The sequence below is a fragment of the Rhodomicrobium sp. genome (genome assembly GCF_047605405.1).
Classification (GTDB): Bacteria; Pseudomonadota; Alphaproteobacteria; order Rhizobiales; family Rhodomicrobiaceae; genus Rhodomicrobium; species Rhodomicrobium lacus.
Map to the genome: position 1 here is coordinate 79155 of NZ_JASGFR010000001.1, position 16252 is coordinate 95406.

The following is a 16252-nucleotide window of genomic DNA, read 5'->3' on the forward strand; positions in this document are numbered from 1 at the left end:
TCGGCCCGCCGCCAGCCGCAGACAATGACCGAGAGTCTCAGCGAGCGCAACGGTCTGTTAACCACCCGCGGTTAGCCTCAACGCAGCTTTAAGTTGTGTCCGGGTTTTGCGTGTCCCATGAGCCGAGTTTGCATCTGCGACTGTTGCCCGATGGCGTCCCTGCAGCAAAAAGCGGCGGCAAACGCGCGAGTTTGGTGCAAGAAGAAAACCGCGCCCAGCATTCGCCCGAATCTGCTTACTGGACTTGTTTCTCCCCGCCTTCGGTTCGAGTTGCGGGGCGTTGTCAACAAATCCTTAAGCAGGGTCATGATCGTCACAGCGCTTGTAGCATCGCTTAGTGCGTGTTCTACCCAGAAGGGTCCGGTCGACGAAACCCACACGCTCAGTCCGCGTGTGATAAAGGTGGGGGATCCGGTTCCGAAGGGCGGCGGCGAATACAAGCTCGGCAGCCCCTATCTCGCCAACGGCAAGTGGTACACCCCCGTCAACGACGTGAATTACGATCAGGTCGGGCTTGCGTCCTGGTATGGCGATTTCTTCCACGGGCGCAAGACGGCCAACGGTGAAATATACGACATGGGCGCGCTGACCGCCGCGCATCCCACGTTGCCGATGCCGACCTATGCGCAGGTGACGAACCTCGAAAACAATCGCACCGTGATCGTGCGCATCAATGATCGAGGCCCCTATCACGACGGGCGCATCATCGACCTGTCGCGCAAGGCGGCGGAGCTTCTCGGCTTCCATGGACGCGGCACCGCCGCAGTGCGCGTGCGCTACTTCGCGCCCGCTCCGCTGAACGGCGACGATCACTTCGAGCGCTCCATTCTTGCCAAACAGCCCTGGGCCACGCATTCGGTTTCGAGCGTGCAGACGCCCGCACGCCCGCAGGTGGCAAGCGCTCCGGCATCGTCAAGCGTTCAGATCGCCGCCGCCACCGCCGTTCCCACGCGCAAGCAAGCAACCGCGCCCGCTGCGCCGGTGCGCGCGCAGTCGGCTTCAGCGCCCGTGGCCGCGTCGGCCACGATGACCGCCTGGGCTCCCGTGGTCACGACGACCGTCCCGACGCGTCAGGCCACCGCTGCGAAAGCCGCCGCGCCGGCGAAAACGGCGCCTCCGGTAAAGGCGGCCGCTGCTACACCTCCTCCACTTCCGTCCGAAACGTACATGGCATCGGCCACGGTTTCCGCAGCTTCGGTGGAACCCTTTGACAAGCCTCTGGTCGTCAAGAAAGGGGGCTTCGAGGCCTCGGTTCAGGACACGGGCAGCGGTTGGTCGACAAACTCGCGGCCTGCCTTCTCCACGGGCATGGCTTTTAATGGCGGCCGGTGAGACTATGTAAAGGGACATTGGCCTGAACCTTAGCCAACAGGCGGTCGGTTTGTTATGATTTCCCTGCCGACTCACCGGGACCGACGCCCATGCGCCTTGCCCTCTTGTTTTTTGTTTTCATCCAGATTTTTCAGCCAGCGCTCGCCCAGTCTTCGGGCGGCTATCAGACGGCTGCGGCGGAAGCGACGCTGATCGACGTCGACTCGGGCGCGACCCTCTTCGAGAAGAACGCGGACAGGCTGTTTGCGCCCGCGAGCATGAGCAAGATCATGACGCTTGCCGTCATCTTCAAAAAGCTCAAGGCCGGCGAGATTACCATGGACACCGAATTCCCGGTGAGCCTCTACGCATGGAGAAACGGCGGCGCGCCCTCGCGGACGACGTCGATGTTCATCCCGCTCAATCAGACGGCAAAGGTCAGCGACCTCATACAGGGCATCGCGGTGCAAAATGCAAACGACGCCTGCATTGCAGTGGCGGAAGGCATTTCAGGCACGGAAGACGCTTTCGCCAAGCTCATGACGGAAGAAGCCCGCGCGATCGGACTGCAGAAATCCACGTTCGGCAACTCCACCGGCCTGCCGCATCCCGGCAACCAGATGACCGCGCGCGAGCTGGCCGCGCTTTCGATCCACGTCATCAAGACCTATCCGGAATGGTATCCGTTCTTCGGGCAGAAGGAATTCAAATACCGAACCTTCAACTTCAAGAACCATAATCCGTTGCAGGCGACCGCCATCGCCGCCGACGGCCTCAAGCCGGGATTTACCGAAGGCGTAGGCTACAGCATCGCGGCATCCGCAGTGCGCGACGGGCGGCGGCTGGTACTCGTGATGAACGGCCTCGAAAGCGAGCGTGATCGCCGCGAGGAAGCGCAGAAGATGCTCAACTGGGGCTTCGTGAACTTCAAGCCCTATAAGGTCTTCGACAAGGACGAGGTGGTGGGCGATGTGCGCGTGTGGGGCGGCCAGAAATGGACGCTCCCGGTCAAGGCGAAGGAAGACGTTGTCGTTCTTCTCCCGGTAAACGCAAAGGATCAGCGCATCCGCGCCCAGATCGCCTATCAGGGGCCGGTCAAGCCGCCGCTGAAGGAAGGCGATCCGGTCGGAGAGGTGCGCATCACGTCCGAAGCGGGCACATCGAACAGCGCGCCTCTCTACGCGGCGGCCGATCTCGAAGCGGGCGGGATCATTGCCAAGGGCGTCGACTCGCTGCTGCTCGGCGTGAACGCCTATGTCTCGCAGGCCGTGACGAAATATCTGAAGAAGCCGCACACGCAGCCCGTGAATACGGCGGTGCCCGCCGTCACGCCGAAGTCCTGACGTGCGCGGCCGCTTCATAACGCTGGAAGGCGGCGAGGGCGCTGGCAAGACCACGCAGGCGAAGGTGCTCGCGGAACGTCTTCGCCGCAAGGGCATCAATGTGCTCCTCACGCGCGAGCCGGGCGGAACGCCCCGCGCTGAAGCCATCCGGGACGTGCTGCTGTCGGGCAAGGCGAAGCGCTACGGCGCGCTCGGCGAGGCGGTTCTGTTTTACGCCGCGCGGGAATCGCATCTCGAACTCGGCATTCGTCCTGCGCTCGCACGCGGCACGTGGGTCATCTGCGACCGCTTCAGCGATTCGACGCGCGCCTATCAGGGGGCGGCGGGCGGCTTGCCGCTTTCGGTGATCGAGACGTTCGACAAGGCTGTCGTCGGCAACACAAAGCCCGATCTGACGCTGATTTTCGACCTTCCCCCCGAACTCGGCCTCAGGCGCGCGGCGGAGCGGCGGCGCGAAAGCGTGGCTCCTGCCGCTGCCGTCGATGAAAGGGCGGAACAAGCCGCCTCCGCTGGAGGCTTTCCCGGCGTGGCGACGGGCAGCGATGTGATCGCGCGCGCGCCCTCGGTCGACGCTCCTGCTCCGGATCGCTTCGAGACGATGAACCTCGCCTTCCATCGGAGCCTGCGCAGCGAGTTCCTCGCCATCGCCAAGGCGGAGCCGGAGAGGTGCGCTGTGGTCGACGCGTCCGATACGCCGACGCGCGTCGAGGATAAGGTCTGGTCCATCGTCCGCGACCGTTTCCGGCTCTGACACTGCCGAAGGCTTGATCCGCGTCGCGCGTTCCGGGTCTACCGCATCCTGCGCAACTCACGAGTCCGACTTAAAGCAGGCCAACCTAATCCACCCACTTCAGGAGCGCGCTCAGCTCGTCCGCGTCGCGCGCGGGCTTGTCCCAGCGGATGCGATTGATGCGCGGGAAGCGCAGCGCCACGCCCGACTTGTGCCGCGTCGAGCGATGCACGGCGTCGAAGGCCACCTCGAACACGAGCGCCTTTTCCACCTCGCGCACCGGCCCGAAACGCGCCACCGTGTGATGCCTCACCCACTTGTCGAGTTCCTTCAGTTCCTCGTCGGTGAAGCCGAAATAAGCCTTGCCGATGGGCGAGAGCGCGCCGTCTTGCCAAAGGCCGAACGTGTAGTCGGAATAGAAGGACGAGCGCCTGCCCGTGCCTCGCTGCGCGTACATCACCACCGCGTCGACGAGCATCGGGTCGCGCTTCCACTTGTACCACAGCCCTTTCGGGCGCCCCGCGACATAGGTGCTGTCGAGGCGTTTCAGCATAAGCCCTTCGATATGCGGCGAGGCGAGGGTGGCGGCCTCCGCGCGAAGGGCTTGCAGATCGCCCGGATTGCGGAATGTCAACGGCGCGGCGAGTTCCATGCCGTCGGGCCGCGCCGCCTCGAACCAGCGCGTCATCTCCACCTTGCGTTCGGTGAGCGGCAGCGCGCGGAGGTCGCGGCCGTCGATGTCGAGCGCGTCGTAGAGAATGACGTGACCCGGCCAGGCCGCGATGAGCTTCGGATCGGGCGACTTGCGGTTCAGCCGCTGCTGAAGGTGGTTGAAGCTCGCGATCCGCTCGCCCTCGCGAACGATGAGTTCGCCGTCGAGCACGCCGCGGAAGCCGACGCGCGCCAGGACGTCCGGGAACGCGCCCGAAATGTCGTCGCCCGTGCGCGAGAAGAGCGCCTTGCCGACGGGCGTGGACACGATCTGCACGCGGATGCCGTCATATTTCCATTCGGCCATGAAGGCGTCTGGGGTGATCGCCGCCAGCTCGGTTTCCTCGATGGCATGCGCGAGCATCACGGGATGGAACGTCACGGCGTCTTTCGCCTGGGGTTTCGGTGCGCGGCCTTCGAGCCACGCGAACAGATCGAGATAGGGCGGTGTTTGCGCGTGCCACACCTCCTCGATCTCGCCGATTTCAACGCCGCCGAACTCCGCCAGCACGTGCTTCACGGAGCGGGCCGACATGCCGATGCGCAGCGTGCTCGTGCCGAGCTTGAGGAGCGCCCAGCGCTCGGGCGGCGTCATGTTGTCGAGCAGCAGCGCGAGATACTCGCGGATGGCGGGCTTGCCGCGCGTGCGAAATTCGTGGATCGCCTCATGCAGCGGCGGCAGGCGGTTGAGGATCGTGCGGTGCGGATTGCGCGGCCAGATATGCGCCACCGCCTCAGACATCTCGCCCACGTACTCATACGACAGGTCGAACAGCACCGGATCGACACGCTCGGCCACGAGATCGCGCACAAGCGCACGCTTGAACAGCTCGAACGTCACCGTGCCCGCAATCACGCCCACCGCAAAGCCGCGATCCGGGTCGGGCGTCCGCGCGAGATACGCCTTCAGGACGGCGGCCTTGTCGTTGATCGAGTGCGTGTAATAGAGCCGGTCGAGAAGGGCGGCGAAGGCTTGCATGCGGGAGATGTGGGGATGCGTGGGTGAACCGGAAAGCGCTCAAGCCTGCGGCATGCCGGAGATGTCGAAGCGTTTCTTGATGCGCTCGAAAAGCTGGTCTCGCACGGCGCGGTAGCCTTCGAGGATCTGCTCGCGGTTGCCGGTGCCGGCGGAGGGATCGAGCGTCGGCCAGTATTCGACATCCACGGCCATGGTGCGCGTGAACTCCAGCGCCTTGTGGTGCGCTTCCGGCGCGAGCGTCACGATCAGGTCGAAGGACGTGTCCTCCAGATCCTCGATTATGCGCGGCTGGTGGTGGGTGATGTCGATGCCGATTTCGTCCATGACCGCGATCACGAAGGGATCGATTTCGCCCTCGCGCACGCCCGCCGAGCGCACATAGATCCGGGTTCCCGCGAGGAAACGCAGGATCGCGGCCGCCATGGGCGACCTGATCGCATTGTAATTGCACGCAAAAAGTACGGCCTGGGGCAAGTCTTCCTGTCGCTGCGCAAAAGGGGTTACATAGAAGCCTATAGTGTGACCGAACGGCGCTTCTCAAGCAAAGTCAAAGGTGCGAATTCGCGCCTTTGCGGTCGGCATCGATATAGCGCCTGAGCGAAATGTGTAAAAGCCGCCATCGGTTGCGGCATGGCTGGCCTTTTGCCGGAGAATGCTGGCCGTGGGCGCTAGGCGGATTCGCCCTAAGTCTCGTTGATGGCGCGGCCGGTCATCCGTAAGGAGTGGTCAACCGGCGGACAAGTCGGACCAGGGAGCCTTGCTCCGGACAAGAGGGGAGGGGATGGTGCGGAAAATCGGCGTCATCATGATTTCGTCGGTGCTCGGCGCATGCGCCACGGGCGGCGACACGCGGCTCACCGCGGGCACATCTGGCGCCGCATCCGAGCCGGTTTCCGCCGAAAAGGTGGCTGCCATCGAACCGGCGAAGGTCAATCCCGCGCCCTATAAGGGCTTCAGTTGCGAGAGGCTTGCGGGCGACAAGGCGCGCATCTCCGAAGACCTCGCCGCCGTCTCGGCCGGAAAAGCGGGCTCGCAAGCCGCCGACGTCAAGGGCCAGATCGCACGCCTCAAGGGCGAGGAGATCGCCGTTGCGAGCGCAATGCTCTCGAAGAATTGCAGATGATCCTTCCCTGCGCCGATGTGTGCGTGGCTGCCCCGGAACCGGAAGGGGCTTGACGCCACCGCTTCGGACGCCATAGTTCGCAGGAGGGAGCGCGCCCATGCGAAGACTGTTGGCCCTGATCGTGACGCTTTGCCTGGTCTTCGCACCGGGCGGCCAGGTCATGGCCGCGAGCGGCACACAGAGCGCTCCGCATCACGCCTCCGCTGTTGCGGGCCACGCAGGCCAGACCGGTTCCTCCGCATCCGGCCACCACGGGCAAGCGCTAGGCGCATCGGTCGGGAAGACCGGCGGATGTCATGAACCGTCGGCCCGATCCACACCGGACACCGTGCAGAAGGATTGCGACCATTGCTCCGGCAAGGGGAAATGCGCGCACCAATCCTGTTCCTGCATCAAATGCTTCAGCGCGGCTGCGATCCTGAAACCCGCCGACACCGGCGCCCGGCTGGTCGTCGTCCGTCACGAGATCGCGCATGTCGCGCTTCCGCCGGGAAGCGTGCGCCAGCCGCCGCCCCCTCCTCCCCAACTCTGATCCCGTTCGCCACCCGATAGCAGTGCTCCCGCGTGCGCGTTAGCGCCGGTTCGCGTCCGAACGCCGAGTTCGGAGCGTCAGGCAGCGCGCCGCATATCCGACGAACAGGATTTGAAACGATGACTTCGAAATTTCTCGCTGCCGCCGGCTTCGGCCTCGCGGCGCTGACGGTCGCCTGCCCGGCTTTCGCAGGCGCAACCGACTACGAATTCCATGCCGCGACGCCCACGGTGAAGGTCGCCGACGACCAGCCAGTCGCGGTGCATCTCTTCGACAAGCGCACCGGAAAACCCGTCGAGAACGCGGTGATCTTCCGCGCCCGCCTCGACATGGAGCCCGACGGCATGGGCGACATGGCCGAGCGCGTGACGAGCGAGCCGTCGACAGAAAAGGGCGTTTATCGCTTCAAGGGCGATTTCACCATGCCGGGCCGCTGGGCGCTGAAGCTTCAGGCGAAGGTGCCTGGGGAAAGCGAGACAGTGTCAGGCACCGTCGTCGTGACGGCGGGCGATGCCTCGGCTACGCACAGCGGCCATGGCGCGCGCTAAAGCTCTCGCGGGGGCCGCCGCGCTGGCGGCCTTCGCGTCGTTCGTCGCTCTCCATCGATATGAGGCGGGCGCGGACCAAGGCTTCTCGCTCCTGGCCGCGAAGGCGGCCGGGCGCGCGGCGCTCTATTACAAAGACCCGGACGGAAAGAACGACTTCTCGCCCGAACCGAAGAAGACGAAGGACGGACGCGCTTACCTTCCCGTGTATGAGGAGGACGAGCCGACCTTCAAGGCCGCCGAGCCGAAGAAGCTCAAGGGCACGGGCAAGATCCTCTATTACCGGAATCCAATGGGCCTGCCCGACGTTTCGCAAACGCCGAAGAAGGATTCCATGGGGATGGATTACATCCCCGTTTACGAGGGCGACGCGGACGACGACGGCGCGGTGACGGTCGCGCCCGGAAGGCTTCAGCGCACGGGCGTGCAGACCGAGGCCGCCACGCGCCGCGTCATCGCGACGGAAATCCGCGCGCCGGGCACCATCGCTGCGGACGAGCACCGGCAGACGGTCGTTGCCCTGCGCTTCGACGCTTTCCTGGACGACCTCGCGCATATCACAACAGGCGCGAAGGTGAAGAAGGGCGAGCCGCTGATGCATGTCTACAGCGCGACGCTGTCGGCGGCGGCGGCGCAATATGTCACCGACCTCGGCATCAAGGACACAGCCCTGCCGGCGGGTCGCGGCGCGCGGCAACGCCTCGAAAATCTCGGCGTGCCCGATGAGATCGTCCGCCAGATCGAGAAGTCCCGGCAAGGCTCGCTCACCGTGACGTGGCCCGCGCCTCGCGACGGCTATGTGATCGAGCACAACGTGGTGGAAGGTCAGCAGGCGAAGGCGGGCGACGTGCTGTTTCGCATCGCGGATCTGTCCGTGGTGTGGGTGCTGGCGGACGTTTCCGAGCGCGACATCGGGCTCGTCGCGGCGGGGCAGCCGGTTACGGTGACGCCGCGCGGTCTTCCGGGCAAGGCGTATGGCGGCACCATCGCGATGGTCTATCCGGTGTTGAACAAGGAGACGCGGACGCTTCGCGTGCGCATCGAGCTTCAGAACCCCGACACGCTCCTGAAACCGAACATGTATGCCGACGTGGTCATCGGCGCGGGTGCGGGCAAGCCGGTGATCGCGGTGCCGGAAAACGCGGTCATCGACAGCGGAGCGCGCCGCGTCGTGCTGGTTGAGAAGGGCGAAGGACGGTTCGAGCCGCGCGAAGTGGAGACCGGCCAGCGAGGCATTGGCCTTGTGGAGGTCAAGAAGGGCCTCCGGGACGGTGAGAAGGTCGTGACTTCGGCGAATTTCCTCATCGACGCGGAAAGCAACCTCAAGGCCGCGCTGAAGGGCCTCGCCGCCGCGAACGCAGGAGGCGGACAATGATTGCACGCCTCATCGAATGGTCGTCGCGCAACATCCTCGTTGTGCTCGTCTCAACCCTCATCGCGAGCGCGGGCGGCATCTATGCACTGCGTCACCTGCCGCTCGACGCCATCCCCGACCTCTCCGATACGCAAGTGATCGTCTACACGCCCTGGTCCGGGCAGGCACCGCAGGTGGTGGAAGATCAGGTGACGTATCCGCTCACCACAGCGATGCTCACCGTGCCGAAATCGAAGGTCGTGCGCGGCTTTTCCTTCTTCGGCGCGTCCTTCGTTTATGTCATCTTCGAGGACGGCACCGACATCTACTGGGCGCGAAGCCGCGTGCTCGAATATCTGAACGCGGCGCAGGGGCGGCTGCCGCAGGGCGTCGCTCCGACGCTCGGGCCGGACGCGACGAGCGTCGGCTGGGTGTATCAATACGCCATCGATTCGAAGACGCTGAACCTCGCGGAGGCGCGCTCGCTTCAGGATTTCACGCTGCGCTATGGCCTTGCCAAGGCGGGCGGTGTGGCCGAAGTCGCGAGCGCTGGCGGCTTCGTGCGGCAATATAATGTGGTGGTCGACCCGCAGCGACTGCGCGACCTCGGCATCTCTCTCGACACGATCCGCGCCGCCATCAAGGCCAGCAACGCCGATGTGGGCGGGCGCACGCTTGAGCTTTCGGAGTTCGAATATGTCGTGCGCGGGCGGGGCTATCTGCGCGGGCTGGACGACCTGCGCCGCATCGTGGTGAAGGTGGACGGCGGCACGCCGGTTACGCTTGCCGACGTCGCACGCCTCGAAATCGGCCCCGACGAGCGGCGCGGCATCACCGAGCTTAACGGCGAGGGCGAGGTGGCGAGCGGCACCATCCTCCAGCGCGTCGGGCTGAACGCGCTCGACGTGATCGACAACGTGAAGGCGAGGCTCAAGGAACTGGCCACGGCGCTGCCCGCCGGAACGGATATCGTCCCCGTCTACGACCGTTCGAACCTCATCCATGCCGCCATCGACACGCTGAAGTCGACGCTCGTAGAGGAAAGCATCGTGGTCGCGATCGTCTGCGTGATCTTCCTGCTGCATATCCGCAGCGCGCTCGTCGCCATTTTGATGCTGCCGGTCGGCATCCTGATCGCCTTCGCCGCCATGCGCGGGCTCGGTCTCGGCGCGAACATCATGAGTCTCGGCGGCATCGCCATCGCAATCGGCGCGATGATCGACGGCGCCATCGTGATGATCGAGAACGCGCACAAGCACCTCGAACGCGACGGCGGGACGAAGCCGCGCCTCGACATCCTCATCGATGCGGCGAAGGAGGTCGGCCCCGCGCTGTTCTTCAGCCTCCTCGTCATCACGGTGTCGTTCCTGCCGATCTTCACGCTTGAATCGCAGGAAGGGCGGATGTTCGGGCCGCTCGCCTTCACGAAGACATTCGCCATGGCGGCGGCGGCGATGCTGTCCATAACGCTCGTGCCGGTGCTCATGATCCTGTTCGTGAAGGGACGCATCATCCCCGAGCGGAAGAACCCGGTGAACCGCGCGCTGATCTTCGTCTATCGCCCCTTGATCCGGCTGGTGCTGCGCGCGAAGACGCTGACGGTGCTGCTCGCGCTTGTCGTCCTCGGCGCGAGCTGGTGGCCGGCATCGAAGCTCGGCTCCGAGTTCATGCCCGCGCTGAACGAGGGCACGCTGCTCTACATGCCGACGACGCTGCCGGGCCTCTCTGTGACGAAGGCGGCGGACCTGCTTCAGACGCAGGACCGCATCATCAAGAGCTTCCCCGAGGTGCAAAGCGTCTTCGGGAAAGCGGGGCGCGCGGAAACATCCACCGACCCCGCGCCGATGGAAATGTTCGAGACCGTCATCCAGTTGAAGCCGAAGGATGAATGGCGACCGGGAGTCACGCTCGAAAGTCTTACGGCGGAGATGGACAAGGCGCTGCAATTCCCCGGCGTGTCGAACGCCTGGACGATGCCCATCAAGGCGCGCATCGACATGCTGGCGACGGGCATCCGCACGCCGGTCGGCATCAAGGTGATGGGACGCGACCTCGCCGAACTCGACGCGGTGGCGCGCCGGATCGAGACTGTCGTGCGCAACGTACCGGGCACGACGAGCGCCTATGCGGAGCGCGTCATCGGCGGCTATTACCTCGACATCGCGCCGGACCGCGACGCGCTCGCGCGCTACGGCCTTCTCGTCGGCAGCCTTCAGGATGTGATCGCGGCGGCGCTTGGCGGTCAGGCGGTCGCGACGACGGTGGAGGGCCGCGAGCGCTATACGGTGAACGTCCGCTATCCGCGCGACCTGCGGGACCAGCCGGAAACCATCGCGCGCGATGTTCTGATCCCGCTTCCGGCGGGCGGCGCGGTGCCGCTCGGCGAGGTGGCGAAGGTCGAGCGCACGCGCGGACCGAGCGCCATCCGCACCGAGAACGGGCAGCTTGCCGTCTACATCTATGTGGACATGCAGGGCCGCGACATCGGCTCTTATGTGGCCGAGGCGCAGAAGGCCGTGGCGGGCGAGGTGAAGCTCCCGACAGGCACTTATGTGCAGTGGAGCGGCCAGTTCGAGTATATGGAACGGGCCATCGCCAAGCTGAAGATCGTCGTGCCGCTCACGCTCGCGATCATCTTCCTGCTCCTTTACCTCAACTTCGGCAGGCTCGCGGAAACGCTGATCGTGATGCTGTCGCTGCCGTTCGCGCTTGTGGGGGGGCTGTGGCTGATGTGGTGGCTCGCCTTCAATTTTTCGGTTGCGGTCGCGGTCGGCTTTATCGCGCTCGCGGGCGTTGCGGCGGAAACCGGCGTTGTGATGCTGATCTATCTCGACCATGCGCTCGCCGAGGTTCGTCGCCAATGCGAGGCGGAAAGCGCGCCGCTCACGAAGGCCGATCTTCACCGCGCGATCATGCTTGGCGCGGTGGAGCGCGTGCGCCCGAAAATGATGACGGTGGTCGCGATCATGGGCGGGCTGCTCCCGATCCTCTGGAGCACCGGCGCGGGGTCGGAGGTGATGCAGCGCATCGCCGTGCCGATGATCGGCGGCATGGTGTCGTCAACCGCGCTGACGCTGATCGTGATCCCGGCAATCTATGGGCTCGTGAAAGGCTGGGGACTACCGAGCGGCGGCTCTGCGCCTGCCACACCGGCCATGGCGACATCGGCGCGCGCCGCACTTGACGCGTAGCGGCAGCCGAAGAGAAGAGCAGGCGGCGGCAGGCTGCCGTCTGCTCGTCAATGGTGCACGCCCTCGAAGGCGGCCTCCGGCCAGCGCTTGTTGGACCACATCCATTGCGAGGGGTGCTCGCGGATCCACGCCTCGAACTCCCGCTGGATGGCGGCCGTCAGCACCTTGATGTCTTCGTTCGCATCGCCGGTGCGCGGAACCTCCAGCTCCTTGAACGCGATGGAAAAGCGCGACTCCTTGCCGATACGGATGCAGCGGCCCACGGCGAGCCGCGTACCGGCGCGCCGGGCAAGCCACGCGGGCGCTACCGTCGCATACATGGGATGGCCGAAGAACGGCACCTGCACGCCGCCCCAGTCCGCGAGGTCGGCAAGCATGCCGAGCGCGCCACCGCTTCGCACATGCGTGGCGATGCGCATGATGGTTGCGAGACCCTCGTTGCTCTTGCTGGCGAAAAGGCCGCCCGGATAAAGCCGCGCGCGCTTGTTGCGGATGTAGCGGTCGACATAGGGGTTTTCGACGAGGCGATACACGCCCGCCGTGTTGGCGCCGATGGTAAGAAGCGGCAGGATGGCGATTTCCCAGTTGCCCATATGCGGCGCCGCGACGACGAGCGGCCCCATCTCGCTGCGGTACTGCTCCAGCAATTCCGGGTTTTCGATCGCGAAACGCGAGCGATCCTTCAGAAGTCTGTCGAGGAGAAAGGTTTCCGCCATGACGCGTCCGAGATTGTCCCACATCTCGTCCACGATGGCCTCGCGCTCGGCGCGCGTCGTCTCCGGCATGGCCTTGGCCAGATTGCGAAGCGCCCGGCCCTGACGGTGGGTCTTCGGTGCAAGGAATCGCCAGGCGCGCGCCGAAAAAGCCGTGGCCACATCGAGCGGCATCGCGCGGAGAATCGCCGCGATGGCCAGAACGGCGCCATATTCCAGCCTTTGACGGAGATCGAGAAACATGATGGGGAACGCGCGGTAAGAGCCTTCCGCCTGTCTTGCAGCCGCAAACCGAGCCGTCAAGCCTAAACGAGACCGGCGGGAGCCATGCCGCGCCGCATGAAGACCCTTCGCAACGGCCTGATCGCGCCGAGCGCATAGAGGCCGAGGCCGCGCGCCGCTTGCATCGGGAGGAAGCCGGACAGCAGGCTGCGGTTCAGGAGGTCGACGCCGAGCGTCCGGCTGACGATGTCGCCGCGACGTGCCGCCGAATAATCGCGCAGCAGATCTTCGCCGCCGAGATCCCCATTCGCCGTCTTTGCGTTCACGAGAAGGCCGAGAAGCGCTTCCACATCGCGAAAGCCGAGGTTGAGCCCTTGCGCACCGATGGGTGGCACCGCGTGCGCCGCCTCGCCGACAAGCGCCACGCGCGCGCGGCCAAACTCGCGCGCCATGAGTGCCGAAAGCGGGAAAGCCCCGCGCGGGCTGAGATCGAAGATGCGACCGAGCGCGTAGTGCGACGCCTTTTCCATCTGCCGCGCGAAGGCGTCGTCGTCGAGCGCCATCAGACGCGCGGCCTCGGCCGTGCGCTCCGTCCAGACGAAGCTCGACCGGTTGCCGGGCAGCGGTATGAGCGTGAACGGTCCGCCGTTCCGGTGAAATTCGATGCACAGCCCCTTATGCGGGCGTGCATGGCTGAAGCTGGCGGCCATGGCGGTCTGCTCGTAGGACCAGGTCAGCGCGCGTATCCCCGCGGCCTCGCGTGTGGCCGAGTTTCGACCGTCTGCGGCAATGGCGAGCGGTGCATAAAGCTCGATACCGTTCTCGAAGGTGAGGATCGCGCGCGTTGCGGATTCATGGAATGAGCGAAGCGGCCCCGGCGCAAGAATCGCTATGCCCATTTCTTCGGCGATCTCTTTCAGAACGCGGGCGAGATCGGCGTTGGCGATATTGCAGCCGAAAGCCTCCTCGCCGATTTCGGCGGCCTCGAAAAGCGCGTCAGGCGCCCTAAAGCGGCGCCCCGTGTCGTCAATGAACTGGAGCGCCCGGAGCGGCTCCGCATGCGGGGCGCAGCGATCCCATATTCCAAGCCGCGCAAGAAAGGCGACGGTCGTGTTGAAGAGCGCGGCACTGCGCCCGGTCGCGGCACGGGCGGACGCAGCGGGCGACGTGTCGACGACGGTTGCGGTAAGGCCAGCATCCCGGCAGCCGATTGCCGCCGCAAGTCCCGCAGGACCAGCGCCGACCACGATGACATCGGACCTCTGTGTGAAGCTCATTTTTCGCTCCCTGTTCGACGACTGCCGCGCAGCTTATCGCACCGGACCTGAAACCGGGAACGCCCTCCCGATCATCTTTGCGCGAGGCGACGCGTATCGGGAGAAAACCCCGAATCGAAACAGGTTTCACGATGAGGGGCCTCATCGATCCGATTCGCGAACTGCAACCCGCTTCGCTGCTGCGGTGAGCGGATGATCGATGTCATGCAAGTATAAATGATGTTGAGTTGCATCGCGGCTGTCATTCAGCACAACTCACTACAAGTAAAATTCAGCATAGGTTGCACTGCGGAGCCCTTCGTTGCGCATGCGCCACAAATGTCCGCAAGTTAAATTCAATTTTAAGTTGCATTGTTTACGAATGGGTAAGACTCGGATAGCAACCAAAAGTAGTAACGGCCCTTCGAAAGATCGCAGGCCAATCGAGTTTGTCTCAGCACGAGTGGGGCCTCGCGGCTCGAAAGAAAAGGAGGCGGTGGCGCACAGCTCTCCGCCAATTAAGCCCGTGTTTGCCCAACGCATTGAAGGGAGAAACAGATGGTCGGCGGACTCGTGAGCAGAACGAGCCTTATCTGCGTTGCAACCTTTGGCGTTGCGCTGGGTTGCGCTCAGCTTCCTGCGATGGCGGCCGATACGGATGCGAAGCCGGAAAAAAAGGTTACCCAGTCTGCGCTTGGCGGCGATTGCTGCGCCGACCTCGAAGAGCGCGTCGCGGAACTGGAGCTGACCACTGTTCGCAAAGGCAACCGCAAGGTTTCGCTCGAACTTTCCGGCTGGGTCGACAAGATCCTGCTTTTCTGGAACGACGGTAAGCAAAGCGATGTCTACGTCGAGGACAACAACTTCGCTTCAACCCGTTTCCGGATGAAAGGCGTCGGCCAAATGGCGCCGGACTGGAAGGCCGGGTTCCTGCTGGAATACGAATTTCGCGATGCGTCGTCGAATCTGGTCGATCAGCTCACCGAGCAGAACCGCAATATCGAGACGGCGCTCCGCATTCGTCAGGAAAATTTCTTCGTCGAAAACGAAACGTTCGGGCGCGTCACGCTCGGCTTCCAGAACACTGCGACGAAAGACTTGACGCTCATCAATCTCGGCGGCGGTTTCAGCAACGTCGAGAACTACCACTCCGCCGCCTTCTTCATCCGCGACAACACGCTGCCGAACAGCTCCTGGTTCAATACGACAACCAATACTTTCGTGACGACCGCGCCCACGTCCGGCGCTCTCCCCAACTCCACGCGAACTGTGGCGCCGACCCTCAGCGCCACCAATTCGGGGACTGTCGTCGCCTTTGCACCGGGCGGCCTCGTCTGGAATAACCTGTCGAACGCGCTCGACAGCCAGCGCATGGAGGCGCTCCGTTACGACTCGCCGACGATCTGCGGCTTCATCGCTTCATTCGCCTGGGGACAGAACGATTTCTGGGACGCGGCGCTCCGCTATCAGAAGGAGTGGAACTCGATTCGCGTCGCGGGCGGGATCGGCTATCAATGGTGGGGCGAGCGTTCGCTGACGCTCGGCGCGCCCTGGGCGGCGAATTCGATCTATCAGGGTAGCGATCAGTCAAACCAGCCAAGCATGACGGCGGGACCGAGCGGTGGCGTGGCCGCGTCGCAACTCATCTCGAACGCCAACAACATATATGGCGGCGCGCGTTACCGCGTGAATTCGAAAATCGAAGTCGTGGAAGGTAACCTCTCGGCCATCCATCTGCCGACCGGTCTCTACGGCAGCATTGTCGCAGGCACGCGGCACATCGAAAACTCGCCGGTCGAGCCTCTCAACAAGGATGCGACCTACTGGTACACGCAGGTCGGTATCACGAAACGTGTCTTCGAGGTGGGCGCGTCGACGATCTATGCGGAATACGGCAACTACGACGATTTCGCCGCAGCGGCGGTCTATTTCCAGGTGTGGAATTCCGCCAATGGCAACACCCTCAGCACGACGCGCGTCCGAGACTCGAACGTCGACCGCTTCGGCATCGGCGTGACGCAGGCCTTCGACGGCGCGGCGATGGAAATCTATGGCAATTATCTTCACTACAACGCCAGCATCACGACCTCGACGTCTCTCGTCGGCAGCACGACCGGTGCGTCGGCGACGACCGGCTTCAACAACACCGAGCGTCGCGCGCCGGAAGACTGGGATGCGTTCTACACCGGCGCCCGTCTGAAATTCTGAGCGGCCACTCACGCCAATATGTATGAAAGCCGCT

General features: G+C 64.3%; 13 protein-coding genes. 9 read left to right on the forward strand and 4 right to left on the reverse strand.

Annotation, left to right across the window (positions count from 1 at the left end):
• The first annotated feature begins 306 nt into the window (after window positions 1-306).
• The 3 genes from QM659_RS00340 (at window position 307) to tmk (ending at window position 3405) form a co-directional block, all read left to right on the forward strand.
• A complete protein-coding gene (locus tag QM659_RS00340) occupies window positions 307-1332 on the forward strand; it encodes a septal ring lytic transglycosylase RlpA family protein (protein ID WP_303484950.1) in 1026 nt (341 codons plus the stop codon).
• Between the two features lie 89 nt (window positions 1333-1421).
• Entirely contained in the window at window positions 1422-2654 is a 1233-nt protein-coding gene (locus QM659_RS00345; protein ID WP_415186954.1) for a D-alanyl-D-alanine carboxypeptidase family protein, read from the forward strand.
• Between the two features lies 1 nt (window position 2655).
• Entirely contained in the window at window positions 2656-3405 is a 750-nt protein-coding gene (gene tmk / locus QM659_RS00350; protein WP_303484956.1) for a dTMP kinase, read from the forward strand.
• An 85-nt stretch (window positions 3406-3490) separates the two neighbouring features.
• Here tmk and QM659_RS00355 read toward each other — a convergent pair whose 3' ends face one another.
• Window positions 3491-5074: a cisplatin damage response ATP-dependent DNA ligase gene (locus tag QM659_RS00355; RefSeq protein WP_415186955.1), complete on the reverse strand. Its 1584-nt coding sequence runs from the start codon at window positions 5072-5074 to the stop codon at window positions 3491-3493.
• 39 nt (window positions 5075-5113) lie between these two features.
• Complete coding sequence (locus QM659_RS00360; RefSeq protein WP_415186956.1) at window positions 5114-5548, reverse strand: low molecular weight phosphatase family protein; 435 nt, start codon at window positions 5546-5548, stop codon at window positions 5114-5116.
• Window positions 5549-5855: 307 nt separating this feature from the next.
• On the opposite strand from QM659_RS00360, the gene QM659_RS00365 reads away from it, so the two are divergent.
• From QM659_RS00365 to QM659_RS00385, 5 genes are all read left to right on the forward strand, one after another.
• The gene (locus tag QM659_RS00365) at window positions 5856-6197 is read left to right on the forward strand and encodes a hypothetical protein (RefSeq protein WP_415186957.1); all 342 of its coding nucleotides are present in this window, start codon (window positions 5856-5858) and stop codon (window positions 6195-6197) included.
• A gap of 97 nt (window positions 6198-6294) precedes the next feature.
• Entirely contained in the window at window positions 6295-6729 is a 435-nt protein-coding gene (locus QM659_RS00370) for a hypothetical protein (RefSeq protein WP_415186958.1), read from the forward strand.
• A gap of 119 nt (window positions 6730-6848) precedes the next feature.
• Window positions 6849-7277 carry a FixH family protein gene (locus QM659_RS00375; RefSeq protein ID WP_415186959.1) on the forward strand — a complete coding sequence of 143 codons (429 nt, stop codon included), beginning with the start codon at window positions 6849-6851 and terminating at the stop codon, window positions 7275-7277.
• Window positions 7264-8649: an efflux RND transporter periplasmic adaptor subunit gene (locus QM659_RS00380; RefSeq protein ID WP_415186960.1), complete on the forward strand. Its 1386-nt coding sequence runs from the start codon at window positions 7264-7266 to the stop codon at window positions 8647-8649. The genes QM659_RS00375 and QM659_RS00380 overlap by 14 nt, the downstream gene beginning before the upstream one ends.
• Complete coding sequence (locus tag QM659_RS00385) at window positions 8646-11819, forward strand: efflux RND transporter permease subunit (protein WP_415186961.1); 3174 nt, start codon at window positions 8646-8648, stop codon at window positions 11817-11819. The genes QM659_RS00380 and QM659_RS00385 overlap by 4 nt, the downstream gene beginning before the upstream one ends.
• 47 nt (window positions 11820-11866) lie before the next feature.
• Here QM659_RS00385 and QM659_RS00390 read toward each other — a convergent pair whose 3' ends face one another.
• Together QM659_RS00390 and QM659_RS00395 are read right to left on the reverse strand one after the other, a co-directional pair.
• The gene (locus QM659_RS00390) at window positions 11867-12775 is read right to left on the reverse strand and encodes a lysophospholipid acyltransferase family protein (RefSeq protein WP_415186962.1); all 909 of its coding nucleotides are present in this window, start codon (window positions 12773-12775) and stop codon (window positions 11867-11869) included.
• Window positions 12776-12837: 62 nt separating this feature from the next.
• Complete coding sequence (locus QM659_RS00395) at window positions 12838-14031, reverse strand: FAD-dependent monooxygenase (protein WP_415186963.1); 1194 nt, start codon at window positions 14029-14031, stop codon at window positions 12838-12840.
• A gap of 537 nt (window positions 14032-14568) precedes the next feature.
• Between QM659_RS00395 and QM659_RS00400 the strand changes: the two genes are divergently transcribed.
• Window positions 14569-16218 (forward strand): hypothetical protein, encoded by a 1650-nt coding sequence (locus QM659_RS00400; protein ID WP_415186964.1) that lies wholly within the window; start codon window positions 14569-14571, stop codon window positions 16216-16218.
• The last annotated feature ends 34 nt before the right edge of the window (window positions 16219-16252 follow it).